Below are 24011 nucleotides of genomic sequence, written 5' to 3'. Positions count from 1 at the left end.
ATAATGAAGAGAAGGGAATTACAGCGGTGCGAGTGCTATTCGTCGGCGGGCCGCTGATCGGCCACACCTTCCCGATGCTGCCCTTGGCATTGCATCTGCACGAGGCCGGCCACGAGGTGCTGCTCGGTTCGGGCGACGAGGTGGTGACGGCACTGCGAGACATGCTGCCGGTGGTGACCGTGGCCGATCCCATGAGTGTGCGAGTTCCCATCCAGGCCTTGGCATTACATCCGGTCGCCGCCAGGAACGCGCTACGCGGCTCGGCCGATCCGGAGGTGGCGGCGCGGGTCTTCATCTCCGTGAACGAACGCATGGCAGCGCGGGTCATTACGGCGGCGCAGCGATTCGCGCCGGACCTGATCGTGCACGAACCCTTCGCGGCGGCCGCAGTCATTGCCGCCGACCGGTTGAATGTGCCTGCGGTGCTGCACAATATCGGGCTCGACCACGGCCATGAGGTGAACGCCCGCCTACTCGGGAAACTTGGCATGCGGCACATCTTCGATACCGTCGATCTGAGCATCGCGCCGCCCAGCATCGTGCAGGTTCCCGGTTGGCCGATGCGTTATGTGCCCTTCTCCACGCCCGGCCCGCCGCTGCCCGCATGGCTGACGGACCCACCGTCCCGCTCCCGCATTCTCGTCACCCGCAGCACCATGCTCGGTGACAACCAGCCCACCTTCCTGAAGTCCGTGCTGCGCGCCGCTCCGCACGTCGATGCCGAATTCGTCATAGTCCGCCCCGACAGCGACATCGGCCGCCGCCGTGACCTGCCCGGCAATATCCGCACCGTCGGCTGGACGGTACTGAGCGACGCGCTGCGCACCTGCACCGCCATGATCAATCACGGTGGCGCGGGCTCGGTCTACGCCGCGCTGCACGCCGGCCTGCCCCAGATCCTCACCCCCGACACCGGCGATCGCGGCTGGAACGCCGCCCTCGTCGACCGCCGCGGCGCAGGGATCTCGGTCCCCCCGCGCCGCATCGACGCGGACCACATCACCCGTCTGATCACCGATCCCCAACTGGCCACTGCGGCACAGGAAGTGGCCGCCGAGATGGCCGCCATGCCGAGCCTCGAAACCATCACCACGCGCCTGCTCACACTGCTGTGACCCGACCCCTGCGGGGGTAGTCGCCTCAGCGCCGGCTGAGGAACAGGGTTTGGGTGCTGCGGCCGATCGGGCCCTTCTCGTCGAAGAGACGGGATTCGGCCAGGCCTACGCCGGTACGCTCCGGGTAGGTGGCGGCGTCGAGGCAGACCCATTCGCCGACGGGCTCGCGGTGCAGAGTCACGGCGAGGTCGGTATTGATGAAAACGTAGCGGTCCCAGTCCAATACGGCGCTGACACCATTGCCGGAGTCGGCGGCGGCGAGGGTGCGCTCCAGGGGGCTGGGGGTGGTACCGGCAACGATGGGGTAGCGCAGGCGAATCCAGCACACGGCGGGGCCGGGGTCGGTGAAACTGCCTGAGATGAAGCGGTATTCGATGGCGGTATGGAAGCCGACCGGCTGCATCGACGGAAAACGCGCGCTGCCCGAGGCGTGGTCCGGGCCGGGGCGGGTTCCGGTCGGCAATACCTCGGCGGGCAGGTCCAGTTCCGGGTCGGCGCTGCGCAGTCGCCAGGCATTGGCCTTCATTACCGGGCCCTGATCGGAGCTCAGTGTGGCTTCGATCAATTCGACGCTGCGACCGGGGCGGACCACCCGTGCCTCGGCCGTGAGCGGGGCGATCGGAATCGGACCGAGGATCTCCACCGCGACTCGCCCGATGCGGAATCCGTCCCGCGGCGCACAGCGCTCGATGACGTGTCCGAGCAGCGCCGACGGCGGGCCGGCATGCTGCGCATCCGGCGACCACGGGCCACGGGTGAGGTCGGTGGAGTGGAAACGATCGGGATTCTCGGGATCCGGTAGGTAGAAGGCGTCCATAGTGGTCCCGAGCCTACGTCGGGCCTTCCGGCGCCTGCTACGGGCAGCCGGTCGCGAGCGGCGCGCCCCGGAGCGCGGAGTCGATCAGCTCCTGCAGTGCGCCGTCGATGGGCTCCTCACCGTGGGAGACCGTCCGGCCGGGGCAGAACGACTGGATGCTGGCATTAGTCGCACCCGGCAACGGATTCTTTTCCGCCCCCGCGCTTTCGGAGAAGAAGTGATAGGCGGTCAGGCCCGGCGGCACCGCGGGATCCGCATTGAGCCGAGTCAGGAACGGGGAACCCGGGACCAGATCCCGGCAGCCCGGAGACACCGTGGCGCAGACCGATCCGAGATCGTCACCTTGTTCAGGCGTGCCGTAGTCGACATAGGTCCCCACCGAATCGAGTCCGCCGAGAAACTTCACGTAATCACGTTGTGCGAGACCGCCCATGGAGTGACCGACCAGATCCACCCGCCGCGCACCGGTCTGCTGCCGGATATCGGCGACCTTATCGGCCAGTACCTGCGCCGAATCCGAAATCGCGGCTGTCCCAGTGGGATTCCCGAGCAGCACCATCGAATAGGCGGAGTAACCACGCGAACCAAGCCATGCCCGCAGGGTTTCCAGCCTCGACTGATCGGCATAGATCCCGCCTATCAACAGCACCGGATTCCGGGAATCCCCACCCGCCGTAGCAGTTGTATGTCCAGCAACCAGTCCCATTGCTACACAAAGCATTACAACAACCGATCGCGTGATCCGCGCAAGGGAGTACATCAACCCACTTCCAGGTAAGCCCCGACCACCTCCGAAGTTAGCAGCCGCACTCCGCGCCGACCTGCCCCCAGTTCATCTGAATGAACAAGTCGGTCCTTGCTCGGCTGAGCTCACACCGAATGCTCACTGCTGCGAGATTGTTCGCCGGGCGCTCAGTGCCGACTGCTCCACATGCTCTCGGGCCGCGCCCATGCCCACCAGGAGGTCGATGGTCGCGGGCAGGAGAACTGTTGTCTGACTGTGTCCTTCGGGTCCGAGGTTGCCGGTCATCTCCAGCAGGACCGCGCCGTGGATGAGCGCCCACAGGCGGGCCGCCACCTGGCGCGGCGGATCCGCTCGCAAGTGTTCGCCGGCGATCATTCGCTCGACCACGCCGACCAGCTGCTCGAATGTCTCCGCGCCGACCGCGTCGACGGGGCTGTCGGCGGTGAAGTCGCAGATCGGCGGTGATTGTTCGGTATGCGGTGCGGTGAGCCCGAACATGAGCCGGTAGCGCTGCGGATTGGCCAGTGCGTAGCCGCGATACGCGGCGCCCATGACGAGGAAGTCGGCCACCGGGTCGTCCGTCGCCGCGACGGTGGCCAGTGCGGCGCCGAAGCGTGAGAAGGCTTCGGCCACAACGGCACCCAGCAGTCCGGTCATTCCGCCGAAGTGGGTGTAGACCGCCATGGTCGAGGTCCCGACGGCGGCCACCACCCGCCGCGTCTGCAAGGCCTCCGGTCCGTCCTGTTCGAGCAACCGGATCCCGGCCTCGATCAGCTCCGCCCGCAGGGCCGCGCCGCGGCGCGGATTCGGTGAGCCGGTCTGGGAACTCACTGTTGAAACACCTCCATAACAGCGTTATCCTAGACTACATAACACTGTTATTTCCCTCTGGGGGCCAGCTATGGAAAATCGATATCTCGAGGGCGGCTTCGCCCCGATCGAGCACGAGTACACCCTGACCGACCTACCGGTCACCGGCGTCATTCCACCTCATCTCGACGGCCGCTACCTACGCAACGGCCCCAATCCCATCGGTGAGATCGACCCGCAGCTCTACCACTGGTTCGGCGGCGACGGCATGGTGCACGGCATCCGCATCCGCGACGGCCGGGCCGAGTGGTATCGCAATCGCTGGGTGCGCGGGCCGCAGACCTCGGTCGCGCTCGGCGAGCAGCCACTGTTCGATCAGCACGCCGGGTCGGGAATCGGTGCGAATACCAACGTAATCGGCCATGCCGGAAGAACTTTCGCACTCGTCGAAGCGGGCCTGACTAATTTCGAGCTGTCCGATGAGCTCGACACCATCGGCGTCTGCGATTTCGGCGGCACGGTGGGTGGTGGATATGCCGCGCACCCCAAGCGGGACCCGGACACCGGTGAGCTGCACGCGGTGTCGTATTCGTTCCTGCGCGGCAACAAGGTGCAGTACTCGGTGATCGGCACGGACGGCCGCACCCGCCACAGCGTCGACATCGAGGTCGGCGGAGCACCGATGATGCACGACTTCTCGCTCACCGAAAAATATGTCGTGCTCTACGATCTGCCGGTCACCTTCGATGCACGCCAGGCCGCCGAAATGACGGTGCCCCGCGGGCTGCGACTCCCCGCGCGATTGCTGCTGTCGGCACTGATCGGGCGGGTACCGATCCCCAGTCCCCCGCCACGGCAACCGACACCACCGCGAGACCGTCGCCTGCCCTACGGCTGGAATCCGAAACACCCCGCGCGCATCGGCGTCCTACCGCGCACCGGATCGGGCTCATCGGTGCGCTGGTTCGACATCGAACCCTGCTACGTCTTCCATCCCATGAATGCCTACGAAGACGGCGACACCATCGTGCTCGACGTGGTGCGGTATCCGAAGATGTTCGACACCAACCGATTCGGCCCCGACGACGGCGCACCCACCCTGGACCGCTGGGAGGTCGACCTGCTCGCGGGCAAGGTCCGCCAGTCCCGCTTCGACGACCGCGCCCAGGAGTTCCCGCGCATCGACGAGCGCCGCATAGGCAAACAGCACCGCTACGGGTACGTGCCCGCCGTAGGACCCGGCGTGAGCGGCGATTCGATGCTGTACAAACACGACCTGGCCAAGGGAACCACCACCGCCCGCTCCTTCGGCACCGGAAAGAGCTTGGCCGAGTTCGTCTTCGAGCCGTCCACCCCCGATGCCGCCGAGGACGAGGGCGTCCTGATGGGCTTCGTCTACGACGCCCCCACCGACACCAGCGAGCTGGCGATCCTCGACGCCGAAACATTGGAAACCGTCGCAAGCATCAAACTCCCCCACCGAGTCCCCGCCGGCTTTCACGGCAACTGGGTCCCAGCAACCTGACCGAACCCATGGCGACCACGGACGCGTCTCGCCTTTTTATGAGACTTAATCGAGGCCGTCGCGCTCGAAAACGAATCGGCCCCTGACCGGGTGATTTCTCACGCTGGTCAGGGGCCGAATCGGCTCCCCCAGATGGACTCGAACCAACAACCCGCCGTTAACAAGGCCCGAAAAAGCACCGGCCAGGCCAATGATTGCGGGCACAGTGCGCTTATGGGGTCGAGTAAAAACGCACGAAATGCCCCATGCACCCAGCAGGTTCGCACGCGCAACCCTCAGAATCGACTCGAATCTTTGGCGAATTCTTGGGCAGGGGTCGAGTCCGGGCGGGTGCCGCCGACCACACCGAACAGCGGTCGAGCGGCACGTGATCGACACCAGCACCCCATACGGTCAACCTGCAGTCGATCGGTGACACCACTGCGAGCGTGTCGGCCGACCCGCGGCCTGGCCCAACGCCCGGGTCGCGGCATGAGCGGATAGTTGTTGCGACGAGGCCTGGAGCCACAAAACGCGCTGGCTGCGTGATCTCGCGGAGGGCACCGCAGGTCCGGTGTAGGGGGATCCACGGGTTGTCGTATGGTGAGTGGGTCTTGCCCCGCATGTTTTCCTGTGGAGGCAGGAGTGGACTTTTTTCTGAAGTGGATTGGAGGTGGTGACTTATATCCCAGGCCATGTAGCCGTCCGAGTTCCCCCATGTCCTGATCGTTCGGACGTGTGCGGGGCGGACGTCGCGCTGGCCTGAGTTGCGTCACCACCCATTCTTTTTCCGCTATTTCCCGGGTGCAGCTCTGCTGTCTGCCCTGGGTCTGGAGTTTTCTTGCCCTGGTCGACGGTGAGCTCCCCGATTCCTGGAACAGGAGTCCCACCGTGAGCTCTTCCACGCTCGACAACGAGCCCGAGCACATCCCCGAGCTTTCTACCCCTACTTCGTCCGGCGCGTCGTCAGCGATGACAACGACCGCTAGGATCGCCCTGGCGGTCCTTCTGACCGGCGAGCTCATGAACATCGTCGACGATTCGGTCGTCCTGACCGCTATCCCGACATTGCAACAGTCCCTCGGTGCTGGACCGGCCGCGGTGCAGTGGGTGACCGCGGGCTACGCACTGACCTTCGCTCTCGCGCTGATCACTGGCGGCAGGCTCGGCGACATCTACGGCCGGCGCAAGGTGTTCCTGCTGGGCACTATCGGATTCACCCTGGCCTCGCTGTTGTGCGGGCTCGCGGCCGATCCCGGCATGCTGATCGCCGCGCGCGTGCTCCAAGGCGGTGCCGCCGCGGTGATGATGCCGCAGGTTCTGGCGACCTTGCATGTCACTTTCGCCGGGGAGAATCGCAGCAGGGCTTTCGGCCTCTTCGGAGCGGTGTTGGCGATGGGCAGCGTCGTGGGCCCGGTGCTGGGCGGCGCGCTCACCGAAGCCGACCTGTTCGGGCTGTCGTGGCGGCCGATCTTCTTGATCAACGTGCCCGTCGGGCTCGCCGTGATCATCCTCGGACGCAAGTTCATCACCGAGTCGACCGCGGCCAAGGCCGACCGGCTCGACCTTGTCGGTGTGGGGCTGTCCGCGATCGCGATGGTGCTGATCGTTTTCCCGCTCACCGAGGGGCACGCCCACGGCTGGCCGTTGTGGTGTTTCGTCATGCTCGCCGGTGGTCTGCTCATGCTCGGTGTCTTCTTGCGCCATCAGCAGCGCCGCGCCGATAAGGCCCCGCTGGTGGAGTTGTCGCTGTTCAAAGTCAAGCAGTTCTCCGGTGGTCTGTCCGCGCAGCTGATGATGGGTCTGCTGGTCGGATTGTTCTTCATGACCTGGACGCTGTACCTGCAGCGTGGTCTCGGCATGAGCGCGCTGATGGCTGGACTGGCCTTCGTGCTGCTCGCGGTCGGCGAGTTCGTCGGTGCGATGCTCGCGACGAAGACCGCGGGACGTTTCGCGCGTCGACTGCCTCAGACCGGAACCCTGATCACCCTCGCTGCGATGACGGCCTACGGGCTCCAGATCAGCAACGGGCACAAGGATCCGACCTTGCTCGCGATGACTGTCCCGGTCCTGTTGCTCGGGTTCGGACTCGGCATGATCAGCGGACCGATCGCGGACCTGACTCTGGCGAAGGTTCCACATGAACGCGCCGGTTCGGCCTCCGGCCTGTTCAACACTGCCCTGCAGTTGGGCTACGCGCTCGGTATCGCGTTGAACGGTCTGGTGTTCTTCGCCGTCACCGGCGGCTCATCCGACGGGACGCTCAACCGTGACGCGTTCACGGGCGTGCTGTGGTGGGTCGGTGGCACGTTGATTGTGATGTGGGCATTGATGTTCTTCCTGCCCCAGCGCGCGGACGACCAGATCGAGGAGTCCACCGGTAAGTGAAATCGGCCGTACCAGGGCCGCCTGGTACGGCGTGCTGAAATCGGCAATATGGTGCGTTCGCCGGAACTGGCCTGGCTCACCTTCGCGGCGCCTGCGCCGTTTCCGGCGTCTCGCCGGGACCGGTTCGATGCCAGACTGGCGTGATGACGACCGACGTGGTTGATGTCGCACGACAACTGGTGCGGCGCGACTTCCCACAGGCGCGGGCGGCATGGCTAGGAAATTACGAGCCGCTCGCTATCGCACCACCGATCTGCTCGACACCTCATCGGATCGAAGGATCCTGCCGAGCGGCTGATGGTAGCGGTCACGTTGTGGCAAGCAGCGGCGGATTTGCTGCTTACCGGGAACAGGCAGTGGACGGGCAGCGGCAAATGGCTGCACCGCGAGCTGGACACCTTCGATCGAAGCGCGGGAACCGACTACGCGCAGGTGCTAGCGGGCGCGGTGGAATCGGTCGCGGCTGAGGCGATCGAACCGATGGTCGATGCAGTCACCGAGATTCTCGATCAGTTCGGTGGGCGACTGTTCGACGGATACAGAGTCGGCGGACCCACGACATAATCGGCAAGACCGGACATGATGAGCCACAACGCATCTGGCCCGCCGGCCGCTAGGCCGTGGCCGTTTCGAACCGCGCGCTACGCGGCTAAAGTGTGTTCGCCAGGGTTCGTATCGTGGCATCATGTTCGACATGATCTCCAGCCGAAAGGCCCATGCCGCGTAACCGCCCGTGCGAGGTCCGGGCCGCCGCTGCGTTCAGGCCCCGATCCCAGGGTGCCGCCTCCGTTATCGACGGACTGTCGTCGTCAGCGAGTTCCGAGATCGCTCGCCTTGAGCGCACCCGGAACTACCTGCGGCCAGGGGATGTCGGCAATGCAGTCCGCCTGTGGAAGAACCACGTTCGCCGTCCCGCCCGCGAGCTGTGGCATTACTACGAGTACGGGGATGTGCACGACTTCTGCTGTGGCAGTCCGGTGGAGGCCCGCGACCTGCTCGACATCGTGGTCTCAGCAATGTCACCCCGCAGCGCGCGCGACCTTCGCGCGATCATCGGTCGACTTGATGCCCAGTTGGAATTCTGACCGCCCACGCGCTCATGCCATTCGGCTGCTGCAGGCGTTTGGCCGGTCGTCGGACCGGCCACTTGCCCTTCCGGGGCTCCGCGCTGGCCGGATCGGTCAGCGCGATATGCGGCAGAATAGTGTGTTCGGTGTGGGTTTCCGCGACTATGACGGTCTCGTCCTGGACGGCAGCTAGCGGTCGAGCCGGTCGACTGCGGCATCGAGCAGGTACCGGTCCGGGCTCCACAGGACCGCGGATTCTCTTCGATGCGGTAGATCGATGGGAAGGGTGACACCGATACCGCGCATTGCGGCCGCTCGTGACCGACCCTGCTTCTGGCTCTGAACGCCCATCGCCACCGCGAGCGCGTCACTGCACCGCGCTGGCCCGCCCCACTCGCTCAGCCCGCAACGCAGCACATCGCGCTCGTCATCCGACAGGTCGATCTCGATCAGGTGATCCGAATCCACCGGCCCAGGATGAACCATCGAAAACCTCTCGCGCCACTGGCCGGTTCGAACAGCACGACCAGCGGCAAGATAGCGCGTTCGGCCCGTCCGCGTTCGGCGTCGGTCATGATCGTTCGATGGACCGACTCCTCGTACTCGTGAACGGCCTACCTGGCTCGGGCAAGACAACCCTGGGTAGCGCAGTGGCCCGAACCATGGACGCCTGGTTCCTGTCCAAGGACACCGTCAGAGAGGCGCTGGTCGGCTGCCTCGAAAATGCGGTCGGGGTACCGGAACTCGGTGGATCGCGATCGACACAGCGTGGAAGGTGGCTCAGAGGTCACCGGTCGATGTGGTCATAGATTCCTGATATGCCGAGCTGCTGTGCTCTGCACGGGCGCCGAGCAGGTCGAGAACGAGCTCGACTCGGTCGCCGTCAGCTTGTGTACCTCAACTTGGTCGTTGGCTCGTCCTGGCCTGCTCGCTGGGTCGTAAGTCGTTGCGGTGAACTGGGTTTACGACGATTTCCGGCTTCAGCGGTGATTGATCACGGATTACGCCATCTGATGGCGCGAGAACACCGCCACTTTCCGTCCCGAGTCACACGGTTGGCGGATCAGCTCGTCAGTCATGTTCCAGGGCAGGAGGATTCGGGTTGGCGAGTGTGGCGGTGCCGAGAGCGCTGAAGGTCTCAGCGAGGGTCGGCAGCGGTGATGAGTTGGTCGAGTCGGCGCAGGGCGTGGGTCATGGTATCGATGTGGGTGGCGAGGCGGTCGCGCTCGGTCAGCAGCTCGTCGCGTTGGGTGGGGGTGCTGTGGCCGGTGTCGATGCAGGGCAACAGCTTAGCGATGGTGCGGCTGCTGAGCCCAGCGGCGTAGAACTGCTGGAAAATGCGAACCCGCTCGACCGCTTCCTCGGTGTAGACCCGCTGGCCGGAGGCGGTGCGCTCGGGGACGAGCAGCTGTTGCTCCTCGTAGTACCGCAAAGCGCGCACACTGACGCCGGTGCGGTGCGCGAGTTCTCCGATGCGCATCGGATGTGCCGTCTTACCCATCAGGCTTGCCCCTCACGTCAACGTGAGGTTCTAGCGTAGCGGTCATGGAAATCAAGAATTCGATAGCCCTGGTGACCGGCGCCAATCGCGGCATCGGACGACGCTTCGTCACCGAATTACAGCGCCGGGGCGCCGCCAAGATCTATGCGGCCACCCGCCGACCGCAGGATCTCGACCTGCCCGGCGTAGTGGCAATCCAGCTCGATGTCACCGACGATGCGTCCGTCGCCGCCGCGGCGACAGCGGCCGATGATGTGACACTGCTGATCAACAACGCGGGTGTGTCCACGTTCGCGCGGCTCACCGACGGCGCGATGCCGGATATCCGAAAAGAGATGGAGACCAACTACTTCGGCACCTTGCGCATGGTCCGCGCCTTCGCACCGGTACTGGCCGCGGGCGGCGGCGGGGCGGTGCTCAATGTGTTGTCGGTAATGGCCTGGATGGGCTATGAGCATTCCAATAGCTATTCCGCTTCCAAGGCAGCCGCCTGGGCCCTGACCAACGGCATCCGTCTGGAACTCGCCGGCCAGGGCACCCAGGTCACCGGGCTAGCCATGGCCAGCGTGGATACCGACATGATGGCCACCATCGACACTGACAAGACCGATCCCGAGCTGATCGCGCGCCGGGCACTCGACGGACTACAAGACAGGGCACTCGAGGTGCTCGCCGATGAGCAGACCGCGGCATGGAAAGCACGCCTCGGCGACGACCCGGCACTCCTCTACCCACAGGTAGCAACCATTCGACAAGGGGGACCCCAGATCACCTACGACCACGCTGGATAGCAGGCTCATCGGCAATAGGGTGCGTTCGGCCGGCCTCGGATGCACACGGCCACTTGATCTTCCGGCGCCCGCGCTGGCCGGTTCGCAACGCGCGGGTCGCGGCATGGGTGCTCACTATGCCCGTATACAGCCAGCTCGCAGATCGGCGCGTCGTGGTATCGATGAGCGTGGGCCAGGATGCCGCTGTCCTAAGTTGCAGTGCATGACTCGATACCAGGCTTTCCGGACGGCGCATATCGCAGGTCATGCGTTCTGGTGGGTCTTCGTTATGGCAGCCATGCTTGGCGGGGGCATCACCTGGTTCGGCAGCGGCGCGGAGGACGATTTCGGCTGGGATGCCTATACGCCTCTGACCGATGTGCCCCGGCGGTACGCGGACTATCTGCCATCGGACGGGTTCGACCAGATGGGCCCTATCTCACTGATCGGGTTTTGCCTACTGGTGCTGACAGCACTTGCAGAAGCGGTGGCAGTGCGGAAGTTCGCCGCCGGAGCCATCACCGTGACGGTGCCATTCGCGGCGGCTGTACTGATCTGGTACGCACTGCCGAGTGGACATTGGAACTTCCATCTCGAGCCGGTTACCGCCTTGCTGGTGGTTCTTGTGGCAGTGGCGATCCGGGAGGTATGGGAGCGGAGGTTCGCTCCCACGATCGCCCGCACCTGATCACCCGACCAACGCGCGGGGCGCGGCATGAGAGTGTGCTCAATGATGGACACAGTCTGCAGACTCGGGGTGGTGGGCCGATAGGTCACGTGAGGCGTACCTACCGGCCCACTACCTTCAGCCCACCGCCGAAATGACTGTGGTGTCACTGATTTCGAGCAGGCGACGGCGTGCCTTCGGATCGTCGGCCTGTGTGTGCGGATGGCTCTGCCTGGTGCCGTTGAAATACCGGCCTGTCATCTGCGACAGGCTCGGATCGCAAATCAGTCGAAGGGTCGCGTCGGCGCCTTCGGCGACAGTGCTGATCGGGGTGACGCCGGATTCGCGCACCATGGTTGTCGCCATGAGGGTGGCCGGGTGCAGTGCGTTCACGGTGACACCGGTTCCGTCGAGTTCCGCGGCGTACTCGATGGTCGCCATGATCATCGCCAGCTTGGCTCTGCAGTAGGCGGTATATGCGTTGTAGTTGTGCTCGGGGGTCGGATCGTCGAGGTCGATCTCCTGCTGTCCGGCGGAGGCTACGTTCACCACCCGCGCCGGAGCCGAGGTTTGTAGCAGCGGAAGCAGTCGCCGCGTCAGCCGAAATGGGGCCAGATGGTTGACCGCCCAAACTAATTCGTTGCCGTCGGCGCTGAGTTCGCGTTTCCCATCCGACCGGCCGCCGGTGCCGGCATTGTTCACGAGCACATCCAATCGCGAAGTGTGGGAGATGATCTCGTCGGCCAGCCGGTCCACCTCCGCGATACGCGACAGGTCCGCCAGGATGATCAGCGGAGCGTGTCCGCTCGCGGCGGTTACCTCGACGGCGACCGCTGCGGCCCGATCTGGGTTGCGGCCGTGCAGGATCAGCCGGGCACCCGCTGCGCCGAGTCGCACCGCGAGTTCGCGACCGAGTCCGTCCGTCGCACCCGTGATCAGCACAGTTCGATCGTCCATGCGGTCGATATTGTTGTCGCTCATAGTGTTTCCTTGAAGTCTCAAATCCCGTACCTGGTCCGGATCCTGACCGAAGTTGCGGTCAGGTCGAGCGCGATTCGAACCCGAATTCACTGCGTTGTCTCGGCCGTGGCGACGAGCGTGGCTCGGCCCAGGATGTGGCCGGCGATAGTGAATCCGAGCAGAGCCGGCGTGGAGTCGGACGCGATGCCGATGTCGTCCACATCCAGAGCGTGCACGGTGACGAAATAGCGGTGCTTACCGTGCCCGGCCGGGGGTGCCGCACCGATGTATCGAGGTAGGCGCGCGTCGTTCGGCAATTGGAAGGAGCCGATCGGTAAGCCGCTGCCCGTGTCGTCTCCGATGCCCTCGGGAAGGGTCGTGGTCGTGGCCGGGATGTTGGCGACGGCCCAGTGCCAGAAGCCGGAGCCGGTGGGGGCATCGGGGTCGTACACGGTCACGGCGTAGCTCTTGGTACCTGCTGGGGCGCCGCTCCAATTCAACTGCGGGGAAACGTCTTTGCCGCCGGTGGCGCCGGAGGACCACTGCGCGGGCGGCCAGGCGGCGCCGTCGCTGACCGTGGTGCTGGTGACCGTGAATGCCGCTGCCTCGGGGAGGCGGGCGAAGGGATTGTTTGCGCTCATCGTGTCGCGCCTTTCGAGTCGTACCGGATGTGCAAGATCGACGATAACAGAAATAATCGATGATTTGTCAAATCGTCTATGATCGAGTGATGACTCGGACAATCCCCAACCCAGCCCAGCCGGCGAAGCAGATGCTTTCCGAGCAGGTCTACGCACAACTGCGCAACGCGATCATGCGCGGCGAGTACGCGCCCGGTGCCGCGCTCAAGCCGCAGGATCTAGCCGGGCAACACGGTGTGAGCCTGGCTGTGGTGCGCGAGGCGCTGGTGCGGCTGGTTGGCGAGGGCCTGGCCGAACGGCTGACCAATCGCGGCTTCGCGGTCCCAGCTTTTTCCGCGCACCGCTGGCAACAGATCGGAGAGGCCCGCCGGACCATCGAGCCAGTCCTGCTACGCATGTCGATCGAACGCGGTGACGTCGACTGGGAAGGCGACGTGCGAGCTGCCCACCACCGCTTGGCGCGCACACCGGCATTCACCCCGGCGGACGGCGAGTACTACAGCGAAGGATGGGCCGAGGCGCATCGGGTGTTCCATCGCACACTCTTGGAAGGGTGCGGCAACCCGGTGCTGCTGGAAACCTTCGACCGGCTGTGGGTCGCGAGCGAGCTGGCCCGCCGCTGGTCGGCACACCGTAACCCTGAGCGCGACGGCGTTGACGAGCATCGCCGATTGGAGGAGGCGGCGCTGGCTCGTGAGCCCGACACCGCTGCCGACATATTGACTCGACATCTCACCCTGACGACGGCCGTACTGGCAGAGCAGGAAGGCTGACACGTCCGACGAACAGACTCAATTCACGAGCGTCGCACGGTCACAGTCTCCGAAGCTACAGATGACGGTGAATCAGACGAGTAGACCTACTGGCCAACCGCCATGCGACGGTGACAACCCGGCATTCCGAGTCGGGTCGATCGTGCGATCCGTAAGAGGGTCTAGAGCGTGACCGGGCTGACACGGTGCACGATACTCGGCTACGACAACCCCCACCCAGAGCCCTTCGGTTCCGAATCAGCGCGTTGCGCAGCCACCTCGCAGTGCACCGACGAGGACTGATATCCCAGAAACACTGCTGACGACCCAACATGGATATACGGACGCCGTCGACGATGATCAAGAACCCCGAGCGATCCGGGGCGATGCAGGACCAGCCCTGCTCGAAATAGCCAGTGCCCAAACGCTACCCAGCTCGGACTATCGAGACACCATGCAACAGCAATCATCTCGTTGCGATTCCAGCACTGGAACCGCAGGCTCATCACACTCATCGCAGACCGACAACACTCGGTCTCACACCGGGACAGCACACGTCGGCCACCAGACCCCCGCAACCGACAACACCGGGACGGACGCGCCACCATAGTGGCGCTGTTGGATGACTCGCCGCACGTCGACAGGACCGGTCAACAAAACGTCGGCGGCGAATTCTTGGGGTTTTTTGGGACGGGGTCGGATCAGCGGACCGAACAAAGAAAGCCCCTGACCAGATTTCCTGGTCAGGGGCTTATTCTTGCTCCCCCAGATGGACTCGAACCAACAACCTGCCGATTAACAGTCGGCTGCTCTGCCAATTGAGCTATAGGGGAATGGCGGTGGTTACCCTCTCGGGCGACCGGAGAAAACTTTAGCGTATCGGTTGTTCACTTCCCAAATCGTGTCTCTACCTGGGCACATGTTGATGAGAACGTACGGAGAGGCGGATCGACAGGGGGGTGGGGTGTCGGGCAGGATAGAGGCGCGGACAGGCCTATGGGAGGAGCTTCTCGAGATGCTGCGGTTGATCATCGGTGTCGCTGCCGGGTATGTACTCGGCGCGAAGGCCGGGCGGGTGCGGTACGAGCAGATCAGTAAGACGACCCGTGCGATCGGTGAGAGCCCCGTCACTCGGAAGCTGGTACAGGTCGGGCGGCAGAAGCTGTCGGACAAGCTGAGTACGGAGCCCAAGCTGGAGCCCATGGTTCCGCTGGACGAGCGCACCACCATTCTGGTGCCGCACGACCAGCTGCGACGGTAGGGAGTGCGGCCGCGCGCTAGCGGCCGTTGTTGAAGTCGGAAGAATTGCCCATGGCCTGCGTGAGCAGGCTCTTGCGGTACTGCTCCAGCGCCACCAGGTCGCCGAACAGCGCGAAGTACGGCTCGGGCTGTTCGGTGGAGGAGATGCGCTGCAGCTTGGACTTCAGTTCGGCGATCTGGCGGCCGACCCATGCCTCCTGGACGCGGGCCAGGACCCCGGTGACCAGACGCGGGATATCGGCTTCGGTTTTCACCGGCAGCTGCTCCGCGGCCAGTTCCGAGACCAGGGAGCGCATGGTGAGGTCGTCGGTATTGTCGGCCACCGCGGCCACCCATTCCGCGCCGCCCAGACCCTTGCCGGTGCCGCCCGCTCCGGCAATAGCGGCGAGCATCGCCTTGTAGGCAGGATGCGTAAAGGCCTCGGGTTCCAGCGAATCGAAGACCGGTCCGGCGAATGCGGGGTACTGCAGTGCTGCGGTGAGCGTCTGGCGCTGCACGATCAGCGACGGATCGCGCGGGCTGGGCAGGGCCGCGGGTGGTGGGGTAACCGGTTGTGACGCATCCCGTTCCGCACCGGCGCCGCGGCGAGTGGGAGTGGCCGAGGCCGGTCCGCGAGCGTTCTTGCGCGCCTCGTCACCGACCCGCCGGACCACCATCTGGATGTCGTCCCAGCCGACCCAACCGGCGAGCTTGGTCGCGTACGCCTTGCGCAGCGCATTGTCCTTGATCTGCGCCACCACCGGCACGCCGCGACGCAGCGCGTCCACCTGGCCCTCGGGGGTGTCCAGATTGTGTTCGGCGAGCTGGCCGCGGATCACGAACTCGTACAACGGGACTCGGCGCGCCACCAGATCCCGCACGGAGCCGTCGCCGCTGCGCTGGCGCAGTTCGCACGGGTCCAGGCCGTCGGGGGCGACGGCGATGTAGGTCTGCCCGGCCAGCTTCTGGTCGCCGGAGAAGGCTTTCAGGGCTGCCGCCTGGCCGGCCGCATCACCGTCGAAGGTGTAGATGATCTCGCCGCGCCAGAAATTGTCATCCATGAGCAGGCGGCGCAGCATGGCGAGGTGTTCGTCACCGAAGGCCGTACCACAGGACGCCACAGCGGTTTTCACGCCGGACAGGTGCATGGCCATCACATCGGTGTAGCCCTCGACAACAACGGCCTGATGCCCCTTGGCGATATCGCGCTTGGCGAGATCCAGCCCGAACAGCACCTGAGACTTCTTGTACAGCACCGTTTCCGGCGTATTGACGTACTTCGCGGTCATGGTGTCGTCATCGAAGAGCCGGCGCGCGCCGAAGCCGATCACATCGCCGCCGAGATTGCGGATGGGCCACAGCAGCCGGCGATGGAAGCGGTCCATCGGGCCGCGCTGGCCCTGTCTGGACAGCCCCGCCGCCTCCAGCTCCTTGAAGTCGAAACCCTTGCGGAGCAAGTGCTTTGTGAGCGTGTCCCACCCGGCGGGCGCGAAGCCGCAGCCGAATTGGCGGGCGGCATTGGCGTCGAAATTGCGCTCGGTGAGATACGTGCGGGCCGCCTCGGCGTCGGGCTCCCCCAGCCGTGCCATATAGAACTCGTGTGCGGCGGCATTGGCGGCGACCAGGCGTGAGCGGGTGCCGTGGTCGCGCTGCACCGAGGTGCCGCCGCCCTCGTAGTTGATCTTGAAGCCGATACGATCGGCCACCTGCTCGACCGCTTCGACAAAGCCCACATGCTCGATCTTCTGCAGGAAGGCGAAGACATCGCCGCCCTCACCGCAGCCGAAGCAGTGGAAATGACCGTGATTCGGACGCACATGGAACGACGGAGATTTCTCGTCGTGGAAGGGACAGAGCCCCTTCATGGAGTCGGCACCGGCACGCTTCAACGTCACGTACTCGCCGACCACATCCTCGATCCGAGCACGTTCACGAATCGCCGCTATATCGCGGTCTGGAAGTCGGCCGGCCACGCAGGCGAGTCTAGCTGTACCGGCTCCCCGAACCTTTGGCGCACGGCCTGGGAGCCGTTGACCGTTGAGCACGCGTAGCGGCGGTTCGGAACCCACTCGATTTTGGACGTACCCGGGGAGTTACCCCGACCTTGCGAAATCAGTCGTTGCGTATCGAAGAACCGGAGCGCTTCACGCTGCAACGCTCCGGTCTGCCAGGATTTAGCGGTGCTCAGCCTGTTTCACGATGCCCGGACGCCGGTGCACAGCGCGCCTGCCGGGGTGAAGTTGCTGGTGCTGGCTGTGACCGGGACCGGGCTGTTCTTCGTGTCGTCGATGGTGTGGCTGGGTGTGGCGCTTGTAGTGGCGCTCGGGCTGTATCGGGTGGCGCGCATTCCGTGGCGAGTGACCGGGCGGTCGGTACTTGGGATTGCGCCCTTTCTGGCGCTGATCATGCTGGCGCAAGTTCTCTTCACCGGCTGGCAGAGTGGCGTGCTGGTGGGTGAACGGGTGCTCACTCTGGTGTTGCTGGCCAATCTGGTGACCTTGACCACTCGCACCTCCGCCATGATCGAGACCATCGAAAAAGCGCTGCGCCCTTTGCAACCCCTGGGCGTGCGGCCCGACCGCGTGGGCCTGCTGGTGGCCATGACCATTCGATTCATTCCGGTCATTCGCGAACAGGCCGAGATGGTGCGCGCCGCCCAACGTGCTCGCGGGATCGAGCGCAGCACGGTCTTCCTCGTCCCGCTGCTGATTCGCACACTGCGCATGGCGGATCAGGTCGGCGAGGCGCTCGATGCTCGCGGGTTGGATTGATGGGCGACGGCCGATCAAGGTCAACCGGCCTGCGCGGTCAGAGATCGTAGCGAAGCGGCAATTTTTGCCGCCTCATGCCGATTTCTGACAGTGCCGATACTCCCGCCGGATGCGCCGGATTTGCCCGAACCCCTGTCCCCATAGAATGCCGCAAGTGCGTAGTAGGGATTTGGCGCAGATAGCGCTGTTCGCGGCAATCATGGTGGTGCTCGGGTTCTTCCCGCTCATCCAGCTACCGGGTGCGTTCGCGCCGTTCACCTCGCAAACACTGGGCGTAGTACTCGCCGGTTCAATTCTGGGAGCCCGGCGCGGTGCACTGGCAATGCTGCTGTTCGACGTGCTTGTGCTGGCCGGCCTGCCGGTGCTGCCGGGCGGGCGCGGCGGGCTGTCGGTGATCATGGGTCCCACAGGCGGATTCATCATTGCTTATCCGATCGGTGCGCTGGTGATCGGTGTGCTCACCGAAAGGCTGTGGAAGCATTACAACCTGCCCGTTGCCGTGGCGATCAACTTTGTGGGCGGCGCGCTCGTGCTCTATGCCATCGGCGTGCCTTGGATGGCGGTGGCAGCGGATCTGCCGCTGCACAAGGCCATTGTCACCTCGGTGGCATTCCTGCCCGGCGATGTGGTCAAGACCGTCATCGGATCACTGGCCGCCATTGCGGTGCGCCGGGCCTATCCGATGATTCCGGCGCGCGCATGATCGAACTGGAAGCCGTCTCCCACCGCTTCGGCGAGCGCGAGGTACTGCAGCGCCTCGACCTGACGCTGACCGAAAACCGCATTGCCGTCATCGGCTCGAACGGCTCGGGCAAATCCACGTTCGCGCGATTGCTGAACGGTTTGCAGGTGCCCACCGAGGGCAAGGTTCGGGTCGACGGTCTCGATACCCGCAAGCAGGGCAAGGCCGTTCGCCGCCAGGTGGGCTTCGTCTTCCAGGACCCCGACGTCCAGATCGTCATGCCCACCGTCGCCGAGGATGTGGCCTTCGGCCTCAAACACCACGGCCTCACCAGAACCGAAATCCCCGAACGAGTCTCGGAGGTGCTCGCCGAATACGGCCTCAGCGATTTCCGCGATCACCCCGCGCATCTGCTCAGCGGCGGCCAGAAACAGCTACTCGCCATTGCCGCAGTGCTCTCGGTCCGGCCGCGCTACGTGATCTTCGATGAACCCACAACCTTGCTGGATCTGCGTAATAAGCGCCGCATTTCCCAACTGCTGCAAGAACTTCCACAGCAGATCGTGGTGATCTCGCACGACCTGGATCTGCTCGCCGACTTCGACCGTGTGCTCGTCTTCGACGAAGGGCGCCTGGTCGAGGACGGCCTACCCGCCGAAACTATTCCGCGCTATGTGGACCGCTGCCGAATCTGATCCAGCTCAACGGGGCAGTTTGCCGGTCAGCTTCAGGGAATTACGGCGGCGACGCGCTCGAGGCGGCTTTCGGTATAGGAGGCGATCTGATCGACGATGACGCGAACGCGGGCGGTGTCGTCGGCCGCCTCTTCCCACCACGGCAGCAGCAGGCGGTCCAGGCCGCGGGGGGCGACATTGAGGAGGTGGTTGGCGACCAGGTGGATGCGTTCGCGCTGGCCGGCCTGGCGGACCTGGTGGATGGGGTCGGAGAGCACGTAGCGCAGGGCCATGGTCTTGAGGATGGCGACCTCGGCGGCCACTATGCGCGGGACTTCGAGATCTGCTGTGTAGCGGCGCAATTGACGACCACCCCAGGCGGCGCGGGTGGCCTCCACGGCGGCGGTGGCGAAGCGGCCGACCAGGTCGCTGGTGAGACGTTTCAGGGCAACCGAGGCGATCAGTGAGCCGTCGTAGGCGGTCGCGGCCTTGACCACCGGCAGTTCGGAGAGGCGCCCGGCAGCGGCTATCAGTTCGTCGGCGGTCGGCGACTTGTGCTGGCGCGCACCGATTTCCGCGAGCGCGACCTGCTCGATCGGATCGGCCAGGGCGCGCAGGTCGATGCGGCCGACAATGATGCCGTCCTCGACATCGTGCACCGAGTACGCGACATCGTCGGCCCAGTCCATGACCTGAGATTCCAGGCACTGATGGCGATCGGGCGCGCCCTTGCGCACCCACGCCATCCGGTCCATATCCACGTCGTACGCGCCGAATTTGGTTCCGGGACCTGTTCTGCCCCAAGGGTATTTGATGACGGCATCGAGTGCGGCCCGGGTCGGATTGAGCCCGTAGCTATTACCGTGCTCGTCGAAGACCTTCGGCTCCAGCCGGGTGAGAATGCGCAAATTCTGCGCATTGCCCTCGAAACCGCCGTGTGCGTCAGCGAATTGGTCCAGCGCCGTTTCGCCATTGTGCCCGTACGGCGGATGCCCGATATCGTGCGCGAGCCCGGCCAGATCGACCAGATCCGGATCGCAGCCCAGACCGTCGGCAATACTGCGGCCGATCTGCGCGACTTCGAGGGAGTGGGTGAGCCTGGTGCGCGGCGTATCACCATCGCGCGGGCCCATGACCTGGGTCTTGTCCGCCAGCCGCCGCAGTGCCGCCGAATGCAGCACCCGCGCGCGATCGCGGGCGAATTCACTGCGCCGGGCGGGTGCGGGTGACCAGCTCAGCCCGGCGGTCCGTTCGGTCTCGGGTACCAGGCGTTCCCGATCATGATCGCTGTAGACCTGGTCGTAATCGATGCGCGAACTCATGTCACTGCTCCGCCGTGTAGGTGAAATCGGCCGAATAGTGGGTGAGCTGGTACCACAGCAGCGCGAACGTCTCGCGGAATATGCCGTGCGCCTGCGATTCCCGCGTGTAGACCGCGGGCCCGGTGCGCACCGGCGCGGTCCACGCCGAGAGTCCGGCATCCCGGGCCATGGTCCGGGTGCGCAGGGAATGCCAGGGGTCGCTCACCAGCACCACCGAGGATTTACCCCGGGCCAGAAGCGCTTTGGAGACGGCTTCCACACTCTGCAGGGTGTCCGAGCCGGTCTCCACGGCCAGGATGCGCTCGGCCGGGACGCCGAGATCCTTCAGATAGATCTTGCCGGAGGCGGCCTCGGTGTAGTTGTCGCCCAACTGTTTTCCGCCGACGGTGACGATCATGGGCGCGACGCCCTTCTGAAAGAGCTTGTGCGCCTGATCGAGTCGAGCCTGAAAGACCGAGGACGGGGTGCCGTCGTACTGGGCCGCGCCGAGCACCACGATGGCGTCCGCCCGCGTGTAATTATCGATGCGGGCGACCTGCCACACCCGCACCGCGGTGCCGCCGACCACCAGCAGCACCATGAGCAGCCCGCCGACCAGCAGCCTGCGCGCCCAGCGAGCCGCGCCCACGGCAAAACCACCCGGGCGCTCATCGACCGGTGCGGGCGCCAAGGCGGGCTCGGGGTCGCGGTTCCGGAGCTTTACCAACCGCGCCGCCGCCACTCGGGCACTTGCGGGCGCTCCTCGCCGAGGGTGGTATCAGCGCCATGGCCCGGGTACACGACGGTGTCGTCCGGGTAGCGGGCGAACAGTTTGGACTCGACATCGCCGAGCAGTGAGGCGAATTCCTCGGGCGTACCAGTTTTTCCCACCCCGCCCGGGAACAGCGAATCACCGGTGAACAGGTGGGTGCGACCGTCACCGTCGGTGCAGGCGAGCGCCACCGAGCCGGGCGTATGCCCGCTCAGATGGATGACCTCGAGCTCGAGGTCGCCGATGCGCACCTTGTCACCATCGGTGAGCAGGCGGGTCGGCGGCACGGGTAGCCCCTCGGCGTCGAGTTCGTGGGCGGCGCTGGGAATCTCGGTGGCCGCCAGCACATCCTGCAGGGCCCACCAGTGGTCCGGATGCCGGTGCGTGGTGACCAGCAACTCGACTCCGCCGGGGGCTTCCTGGGTGAGCAGTTCCAGAATGCGTTCCGCCTCATTGGCGGCGTCGATGAGCAGCGTCATACCGGTATTCGCGCACTGCACCAGGTACACGTTGTTGTCCATGGCGCCGACCGACATCTTCACGATGCGGGCGCCCGCGACGGCCCGCTGCTGCGGGTTGGAACCGGGAGCGACATGACCCGTGTACGGGGAATCGATCGTGATCACGTCCTCGATCGTAGTCATCGTCGCCGACACGGGTGACCGGAAGAAACTGCGTGCCGCATTCGGGCGGATAGATTCATGTGATGCGGCAACCGAAGCACCGCCCCGCCTCCCCGCGCTGGTCCGTGCTCGCATCGGGCTTCGTGCTGGCCCTGGCCGTGCTCCTGGGCGGCGGGAGTGCTCCCGCGGGTGCGGAACCGCCACAGCGACTACCCGGCTATGTCACCGATGCGGCGGGCGCGTTGCGCGGCGGGCAGACCGCGGAACTGCAGGCCGCCATCGATGCGCTGTATTCGAAAGACCATGAGCGGCTGTGGGTTGTATATGTGCACAACTTCGCCGGGATGGACTCGACCGCCTGGGGTGAGCAGACCGCGCAGGCCTCCGGATTCGGGGACCGGGACGTACTGCTTTCCGTCGCGGTCGACGATCGGGCGTATGCCTTTACCGGCTCAGCGCCCAGTTCGGTGACCGATAAGCAGCTCGACAACCTGCTCATCGACCAGGTCGAGCCGAAGCTGCGCGCCGGGGACTGGGCCGGAGCCGCAGTGACGACCGCCAACGGGCTGTCGGCGGCGATGAACGGTTCCGGCGGTGGCGTGAGCCTCTGGGTGGTGCTGCTGCTCGTGCTGGTGGTGGCCCTGGCGGTGGGTGCGCTGTGGCTGTGGTCGCGGGGTCGCAAGGAGCGGCGGGCCCAGGCCGAGGTAGCTGCCGCCCGCAAGGTCGATCCGGCCGATACGCAGGCGCTGGCCGCACTGCTGCTGACGGCGCTGGACGCGCGCTCCAAGGAGATGCTCACCGATACCGATGATGCGCTGCGCACCAGCGGTGAGGAATTGCGGTTGGCCACCGACGAATTCGGGGCCACCGCCACCGCGCCGTTCACCGCGGCGCTCAATGCCGCGAAGAACGCGCTCGCCAAGGCGTTCTCGATCCGGCAGGAACTCGACGACGATATTCCGGAGACGCCCGATCAGCAGCGGACCATGCTGGTCGAGCTCATCAGCACCTGCGGGCGCGCCAATCGTGAACTCGACGCCAAGGTCACCGAATTCGATGCCATGCGCAATCTGCTCATCAATGCCGGCGATCGTCTGGACGCGCTGACCCGCGATGTGGTCGAGCTGACCACGCGAGCGCCGAATTCCGAAGCCACCCTGGCCCAGTTGGTGGCCACGCAGCCCGCCTCGGTACTCGCGCCAATTCACGAGAACGTGACTATGGCGAGGGAGCGAATCACGTTCGCGGAGCGCGGAATCGAGGACGGGCGCGCGGCCGCGGCCAAACCCGTCGGGCAGCAGGGCGCGGCGGTCGCGGCCATTCGCAGCGCGGAGTCGGCCATCAATACCGCGCGCACACTGCTGGACGCGGTGGATACCGCTGCCACCGATATCGAGCAGGCCCGCGCCGGACTCCCCGGCATCATCGAGGAGCTGCGCCGTGATCTCGGCACGGCGGCCACCCTCACCCAGCACGGCGGACCCGAACTCCTCGACGCCGCCATCGCCGCCCGCACCGCTCTCGACCGCGCGAGCACCGAGGGCGGTGCCAATCCGCTCGGTGCGTTCCAGCAGGCCGTCGCCGCGGATACCGTGCTGGACAAGGCAATTGCCGATGCCACCGATCGCAAGTCCGCCGCCGAGGAAGTCGCCCGCCGGCTCGACCAGGCACTGACCGCCGCACGCAGCCAGATCAATGCCGCCACCGACTTCATCAGCACCCGCCGCGGCGGTGTCGACGCCGAACCGCGCACCCGGCTCGCCGAGGCCCAGCGCAGCCTGGACCAGGCGCAGCAACTCGCCACCACCGACCCCGCGCAAGCTCTCCCCTACGCCCAGCGGGCAGTAGAACTCGGCACCCGCGCCCTGCAAACCGCCCAGGTCGCAGTGCGCGATTGGCAAGCGAGCCAGCCGAGTTCGAATTCCCAGACCGGCGCGGTACTCAGCGGCATCCTCATCGACGGCATGCTGCGCGGCATGGGCGGCGGATACCGCGGCGGCGGAGGCGGTTTCGGCGGCGGCTCCCGAGGCGGCGGCAGCTACGGCCCCGGCTCCTTCGGCGGTTCGGACGGCTCCCGCCGCATCAGCCGCGGCGGACGTTTCTAGTGCCGCCGAACGTCTGTCCCGTCATCCCGGCGCGCTTTTGGCCGGGACCCATGGCGGCTCATGTACTGCGGTGGATCCCGGCCAAAAGCATGCCGGGATGACGGGGG

26 protein-coding genes and 1 tRNA gene are annotated in these 24011 nt (G+C 65.5%); 14 read left to right on the top strand and 13 right to left on the bottom strand.

Annotated features, from left to right (window positions below):
- The coding region (locus tag JWN03_RS40365) for a glycosyltransferase (RefSeq protein WP_297627047.1) at positions 1-1115 on the top strand (1115 nt) is incomplete at its 5' end.
- A gap of 25 nt (positions 1116-1140) precedes the next feature.
- Here JWN03_RS40365 and JWN03_RS40360 read toward each other — a convergent pair.
- The 3 genes from JWN03_RS40360 to JWN03_RS40350 form a co-directional block, all read right to left on the bottom strand.
- Positions 1141-1932, bottom strand: coding sequence for a thioesterase family protein (locus JWN03_RS40360; RefSeq protein WP_297627044.1), 792 nt, complete (start codon positions 1930-1932; stop codon positions 1141-1143).
- Between the two features lie 37 nt (positions 1933-1969).
- Positions 1970-2581: an esterase/lipase family protein gene (locus tag JWN03_RS40355; protein WP_297627042.1), complete on the bottom strand. Its 612-nt coding sequence runs from the start codon at positions 2579-2581 to the stop codon at positions 1970-1972.
- 234 nt (positions 2582-2815) lie between these two features.
- Positions 2816-3508, bottom strand: coding sequence for a TetR/AcrR family transcriptional regulator (locus tag JWN03_RS40350; RefSeq protein WP_297627039.1), 693 nt, complete (start codon positions 3506-3508; stop codon positions 2816-2818).
- Positions 3509-3578: 70 nt separating this feature from the next.
- Here JWN03_RS40350 and JWN03_RS40345 point away from each other — a divergent pair, with 70 nt between their 5' ends.
- The 4 genes from JWN03_RS40345 (at position 3579) to JWN03_RS40330 (ending at position 8464) form a co-directional block, all read left to right on the top strand.
- Positions 3579-5012, top strand: a complete 1434-nt coding sequence (locus tag JWN03_RS40345; protein WP_297627036.1) for a carotenoid oxygenase family protein — start codon at positions 3579-3581, stop codon at positions 5010-5012.
- Between the two features lie 870 nt (positions 5013-5882).
- Positions 5883-7379: an MFS transporter gene (locus JWN03_RS40340; protein WP_297627033.1), complete on the top strand. Its 1497-nt coding sequence runs from the start codon at positions 5883-5885 to the stop codon at positions 7377-7379.
- Positions 7380-7676: 297 nt separating this feature from the next.
- Positions 7677-7943 carry a hypothetical protein gene (locus tag JWN03_RS40335; protein ID WP_297627030.1) on the top strand — a complete coding sequence of 89 codons (267 nt, stop codon included), beginning with the start codon at positions 7677-7679 and terminating at the stop codon, positions 7941-7943.
- Between the two features lie 152 nt (positions 7944-8095).
- Positions 8096-8464: a hypothetical protein gene (locus JWN03_RS40330; RefSeq protein WP_297627028.1), complete on the top strand. Its 369-nt coding sequence runs from the start codon at positions 8096-8098 to the stop codon at positions 8462-8464.
- Positions 8465-8635: 171 nt separating this feature from the next.
- Here the strand turns inward: JWN03_RS40330 and JWN03_RS40325 are convergent, their stop codons facing one another.
- Together JWN03_RS40325 and JWN03_RS40320 are read right to left on the bottom strand one after the other, a co-directional pair.
- Positions 8636-8914, bottom strand: a complete 279-nt coding sequence (locus JWN03_RS40325; protein ID WP_297627024.1) for a hypothetical protein — start codon at positions 8912-8914, stop codon at positions 8636-8638.
- The gene (locus JWN03_RS40320) at positions 8896-9021 is read right to left on the bottom strand and encodes a hypothetical protein (RefSeq protein WP_297627022.1); all 126 of its coding nucleotides are present in this window, start codon (positions 9019-9021) and stop codon (positions 8896-8898) included. The genes JWN03_RS40325 and JWN03_RS40320 overlap by 19 nt, the downstream gene beginning before the upstream one ends.
- Before the next feature lie 9 nt (positions 9022-9030).
- Between JWN03_RS40320 and JWN03_RS45670 the strand changes: the two genes are divergently transcribed.
- A complete protein-coding gene (locus tag JWN03_RS45670; protein ID WP_366914548.1) occupies positions 9031-9255 on the top strand; it encodes an AAA family ATPase in 225 nt (74 codons plus the stop codon).
- A gap of 329 nt (positions 9256-9584) precedes the next feature.
- Here the strand turns inward: JWN03_RS45670 and JWN03_RS40315 are convergent, their stop codons facing one another.
- Positions 9585-9947, bottom strand: coding sequence for a MerR family transcriptional regulator (locus JWN03_RS40315; protein WP_441343151.1), 363 nt, complete (start codon positions 9945-9947; stop codon positions 9585-9587).
- A gap of 44 nt (positions 9948-9991) precedes the next feature.
- Between JWN03_RS40315 and JWN03_RS40310 the strand changes: the two genes are divergently transcribed.
- Positions 9992-10738 (top strand): SDR family oxidoreductase, encoded by a 747-nt coding sequence (locus JWN03_RS40310; RefSeq protein ID WP_297627019.1) that lies wholly within the window; start codon positions 9992-9994, stop codon positions 10736-10738.
- A 202-nt stretch (positions 10739-10940) separates the two neighbouring features.
- Complete coding sequence (locus JWN03_RS40305) at positions 10941-11405, top strand: hypothetical protein (RefSeq protein ID WP_297627017.1); 465 nt, start codon at positions 10941-10943, stop codon at positions 11403-11405.
- 117 nt (positions 11406-11522) lie between these two features.
- Here the strand turns inward: JWN03_RS40305 and JWN03_RS40300 are convergent, their stop codons facing one another.
- Complete coding sequence (locus JWN03_RS40300; RefSeq protein ID WP_297627014.1) at positions 11523-12365, bottom strand: SDR family NAD(P)-dependent oxidoreductase; 843 nt, start codon at positions 12363-12365, stop codon at positions 11523-11525.
- Between the two features lie 86 nt (positions 12366-12451).
- Positions 12452-12985 (bottom strand): YbhB/YbcL family Raf kinase inhibitor-like protein, encoded by a 534-nt coding sequence (locus JWN03_RS40295; protein ID WP_297627011.1) that lies wholly within the window; start codon positions 12983-12985, stop codon positions 12452-12454.
- 89 nt (positions 12986-13074) lie between these two features.
- On the opposite strand from JWN03_RS40295, the gene JWN03_RS40290 reads away from it, so the two are divergent.
- Positions 13075-13758, top strand: a complete 684-nt coding sequence (locus JWN03_RS40290) for a GntR family transcriptional regulator (RefSeq protein ID WP_297627009.1) — start codon at positions 13075-13077, stop codon at positions 13756-13758.
- A 739-nt stretch (positions 13759-14497) separates the two neighbouring features.
- On the opposite strand, the gene JWN03_RS40285 is transcribed toward JWN03_RS40290, so the two are convergent.
- A tRNA-Asn gene (locus JWN03_RS40285) sits at positions 14498-14570 on the bottom strand.
- Between the two features lie 182 nt (positions 14571-14752).
- Between JWN03_RS40285 and JWN03_RS40280 the strand changes: the two genes are divergently transcribed.
- Positions 14753-14998, top strand: a complete 246-nt coding sequence (locus JWN03_RS40280) for a hypothetical protein (RefSeq protein WP_297627006.1) — start codon at positions 14753-14755, stop codon at positions 14996-14998.
- 16 nt (positions 14999-15014) lie between these two features.
- Here the strand turns inward: JWN03_RS40280 and dnaG are convergent, their stop codons facing one another.
- Complete coding sequence (gene dnaG, locus JWN03_RS40275; RefSeq protein ID WP_297627003.1) at positions 15015-16949, bottom strand: DNA primase; 1935 nt, start codon at positions 16947-16949, stop codon at positions 15015-15017.
- 207 nt (positions 16950-17156) lie between these two features.
- Between dnaG and JWN03_RS40270 the strand changes: the two genes are divergently transcribed.
- The 3 genes from JWN03_RS40270 (at position 17157) to JWN03_RS40260 (ending at position 19124) form a co-directional block, all read left to right on the top strand.
- Positions 17157-17747: an energy-coupling factor transporter transmembrane component T family protein gene (locus JWN03_RS40270; RefSeq protein WP_297627000.1), complete on the top strand. Its 591-nt coding sequence runs from the start codon at positions 17157-17159 to the stop codon at positions 17745-17747.
- Positions 17748-17901: 154 nt separating this feature from the next.
- Positions 17902-18450: a biotin transporter BioY gene (locus tag JWN03_RS40265; RefSeq protein WP_297626997.1), complete on the top strand. Its 549-nt coding sequence runs from the start codon at positions 17902-17904 to the stop codon at positions 18448-18450.
- A complete protein-coding gene (locus JWN03_RS40260; RefSeq protein ID WP_297626995.1) occupies positions 18447-19124 on the top strand; it encodes an energy-coupling factor ABC transporter ATP-binding protein in 678 nt (225 codons plus the stop codon). The genes JWN03_RS40265 and JWN03_RS40260 overlap by 4 nt, the downstream gene beginning before the upstream one ends.
- Before the next feature lie 32 nt (positions 19125-19156).
- On the opposite strand, the gene JWN03_RS40255 is transcribed toward JWN03_RS40260, so the two are convergent.
- The 3 genes from JWN03_RS40255 to JWN03_RS40245 form a co-directional block, all read right to left on the bottom strand.
- Positions 19157-20425, bottom strand: coding sequence for a deoxyguanosinetriphosphate triphosphohydrolase (locus JWN03_RS40255; RefSeq protein ID WP_297626992.1), 1269 nt, complete (start codon positions 20423-20425; stop codon positions 19157-19159).
- A gap of 1 nt (position 20426) precedes the next feature.
- Positions 20427-21005, bottom strand: a complete 579-nt coding sequence (locus JWN03_RS40250) for a YdcF family protein (RefSeq protein WP_297627050.1) — start codon at positions 21003-21005, stop codon at positions 20427-20429.
- Positions 21006-21124: 119 nt separating this feature from the next.
- Entirely contained in the window at positions 21125-21820 is a 696-nt protein-coding gene (locus tag JWN03_RS40245) for an MBL fold metallo-hydrolase (RefSeq protein WP_297626989.1), read from the bottom strand.
- Between the two features lie 62 nt (positions 21821-21882).
- Here JWN03_RS40245 and JWN03_RS40240 point away from each other — a divergent pair, with 62 nt between their 5' ends.
- Positions 21883-23904: a TPM domain-containing protein gene (locus JWN03_RS40240; protein WP_297626986.1), complete on the top strand. Its 2022-nt coding sequence runs from the start codon at positions 21883-21885 to the stop codon at positions 23902-23904.
- Positions 23905-24011: the final 107 nt, after the last annotated feature.

The organism is Nocardia sp., assembly GCF_025465275.1.
Lineage (GTDB): Bacteria > Actinomycetota > Actinomycetes > Mycobacteriales > Mycobacteriaceae > Nocardia.
The sequence above is the reverse complement of the archived record's forward strand: the minus strand, read 5'-3'. Positions and strand labels throughout refer to the sequence as shown.

Coding starts and splice junctions, on each gene's coding strand:
- JWN03_RS40345 (WP_297627036.1), top strand. CDS start 3,579: ATGGAAAATCGATATCTCGAGGGCGGCTTCGCCCCGATCGAGCACGAG.
- JWN03_RS45670 (WP_366914548.1), top strand. CDS start 9,031: ATGGACCGACTCCTCGTACTCGTGAACGGCCTACCTGGCTCGGGCAAG.
- JWN03_RS40300 (WP_297627014.1), bottom strand. CDS start 12,365: ATGAGCGACAACAATATCGACCGCATGGACGATCGAACTGTGCTGATC.
- JWN03_RS40295 (WP_297627011.1), bottom strand. CDS start 12,985: ATGAGCGCAAACAATCCCTTCGCCCGCCTCCCCGAGGCAGCGGCATTC.
- JWN03_RS40255 (WP_297626992.1), bottom strand. CDS start 20,425: ATGAGTTCGCGCATCGATTACGACCAGGTCTACAGCGATCATGATCGG.
- JWN03_RS40320 (WP_297627022.1), bottom strand. CDS start 9,021: ATGACCGACGCCGAACGCGGACGGGCCGAACGCGCTATCTTGCCGCTG.
- JWN03_RS40280 (WP_297627006.1), top strand. CDS start 14,753: ATGCTGCGGTTGATCATCGGTGTCGCTGCCGGGTATGTACTCGGCGCG.
- JWN03_RS40240 (WP_297626986.1), top strand. CDS start 21,883: ATGCGGCAACCGAAGCACCGCCCCGCCTCCCCGCGCTGGTCCGTGCTC.
- JWN03_RS40245 (WP_297626989.1), bottom strand. CDS start 21,820: ATGACTACGATCGAGGACGTGATCACGATCGATTCCCCGTACACGGGT.
- JWN03_RS40305 (WP_297627017.1), top strand. CDS start 10,941: ATGACTCGATACCAGGCTTTCCGGACGGCGCATATCGCAGGTCATGCG.
- JWN03_RS40290 (WP_297627009.1), top strand. CDS start 13,075: ATGACTCGGACAATCCCCAACCCAGCCCAGCCGGCGAAGCAGATGCTT.
- JWN03_RS40310 (WP_297627019.1), top strand. CDS start 9,992: ATGGAAATCAAGAATTCGATAGCCCTGGTGACCGGCGCCAATCGCGGC.
- JWN03_RS40360 (WP_297627044.1), bottom strand. CDS start 1,932: ATGGACGCCTTCTACCTACCGGATCCCGAGAATCCCGATCGTTTCCAC.
- JWN03_RS40315 (WP_441343151.1), bottom strand. CDS start 9,947: ATGGGTAAGACGGCACATCCGATGCGCATCGGAGAACTCGCGCACCGC.
- JWN03_RS40335 (WP_297627030.1), top strand. CDS start 7,677: ATGGTAGCGGTCACGTTGTGGCAAGCAGCGGCGGATTTGCTGCTTACC.
- JWN03_RS40260 (WP_297626995.1), top strand. CDS start 18,447: ATGATCGAACTGGAAGCCGTCTCCCACCGCTTCGGCGAGCGCGAGGTA.
- JWN03_RS40250 (WP_297627050.1), bottom strand. CDS start 21,005: ATGGTGCTGCTGGTGGTCGGCGGCACCGCGGTGCGGGTGTGGCAGGTC.
- JWN03_RS40330 (WP_297627028.1), top strand. CDS start 8,096: ATGCCGCGTAACCGCCCGTGCGAGGTCCGGGCCGCCGCTGCGTTCAGG.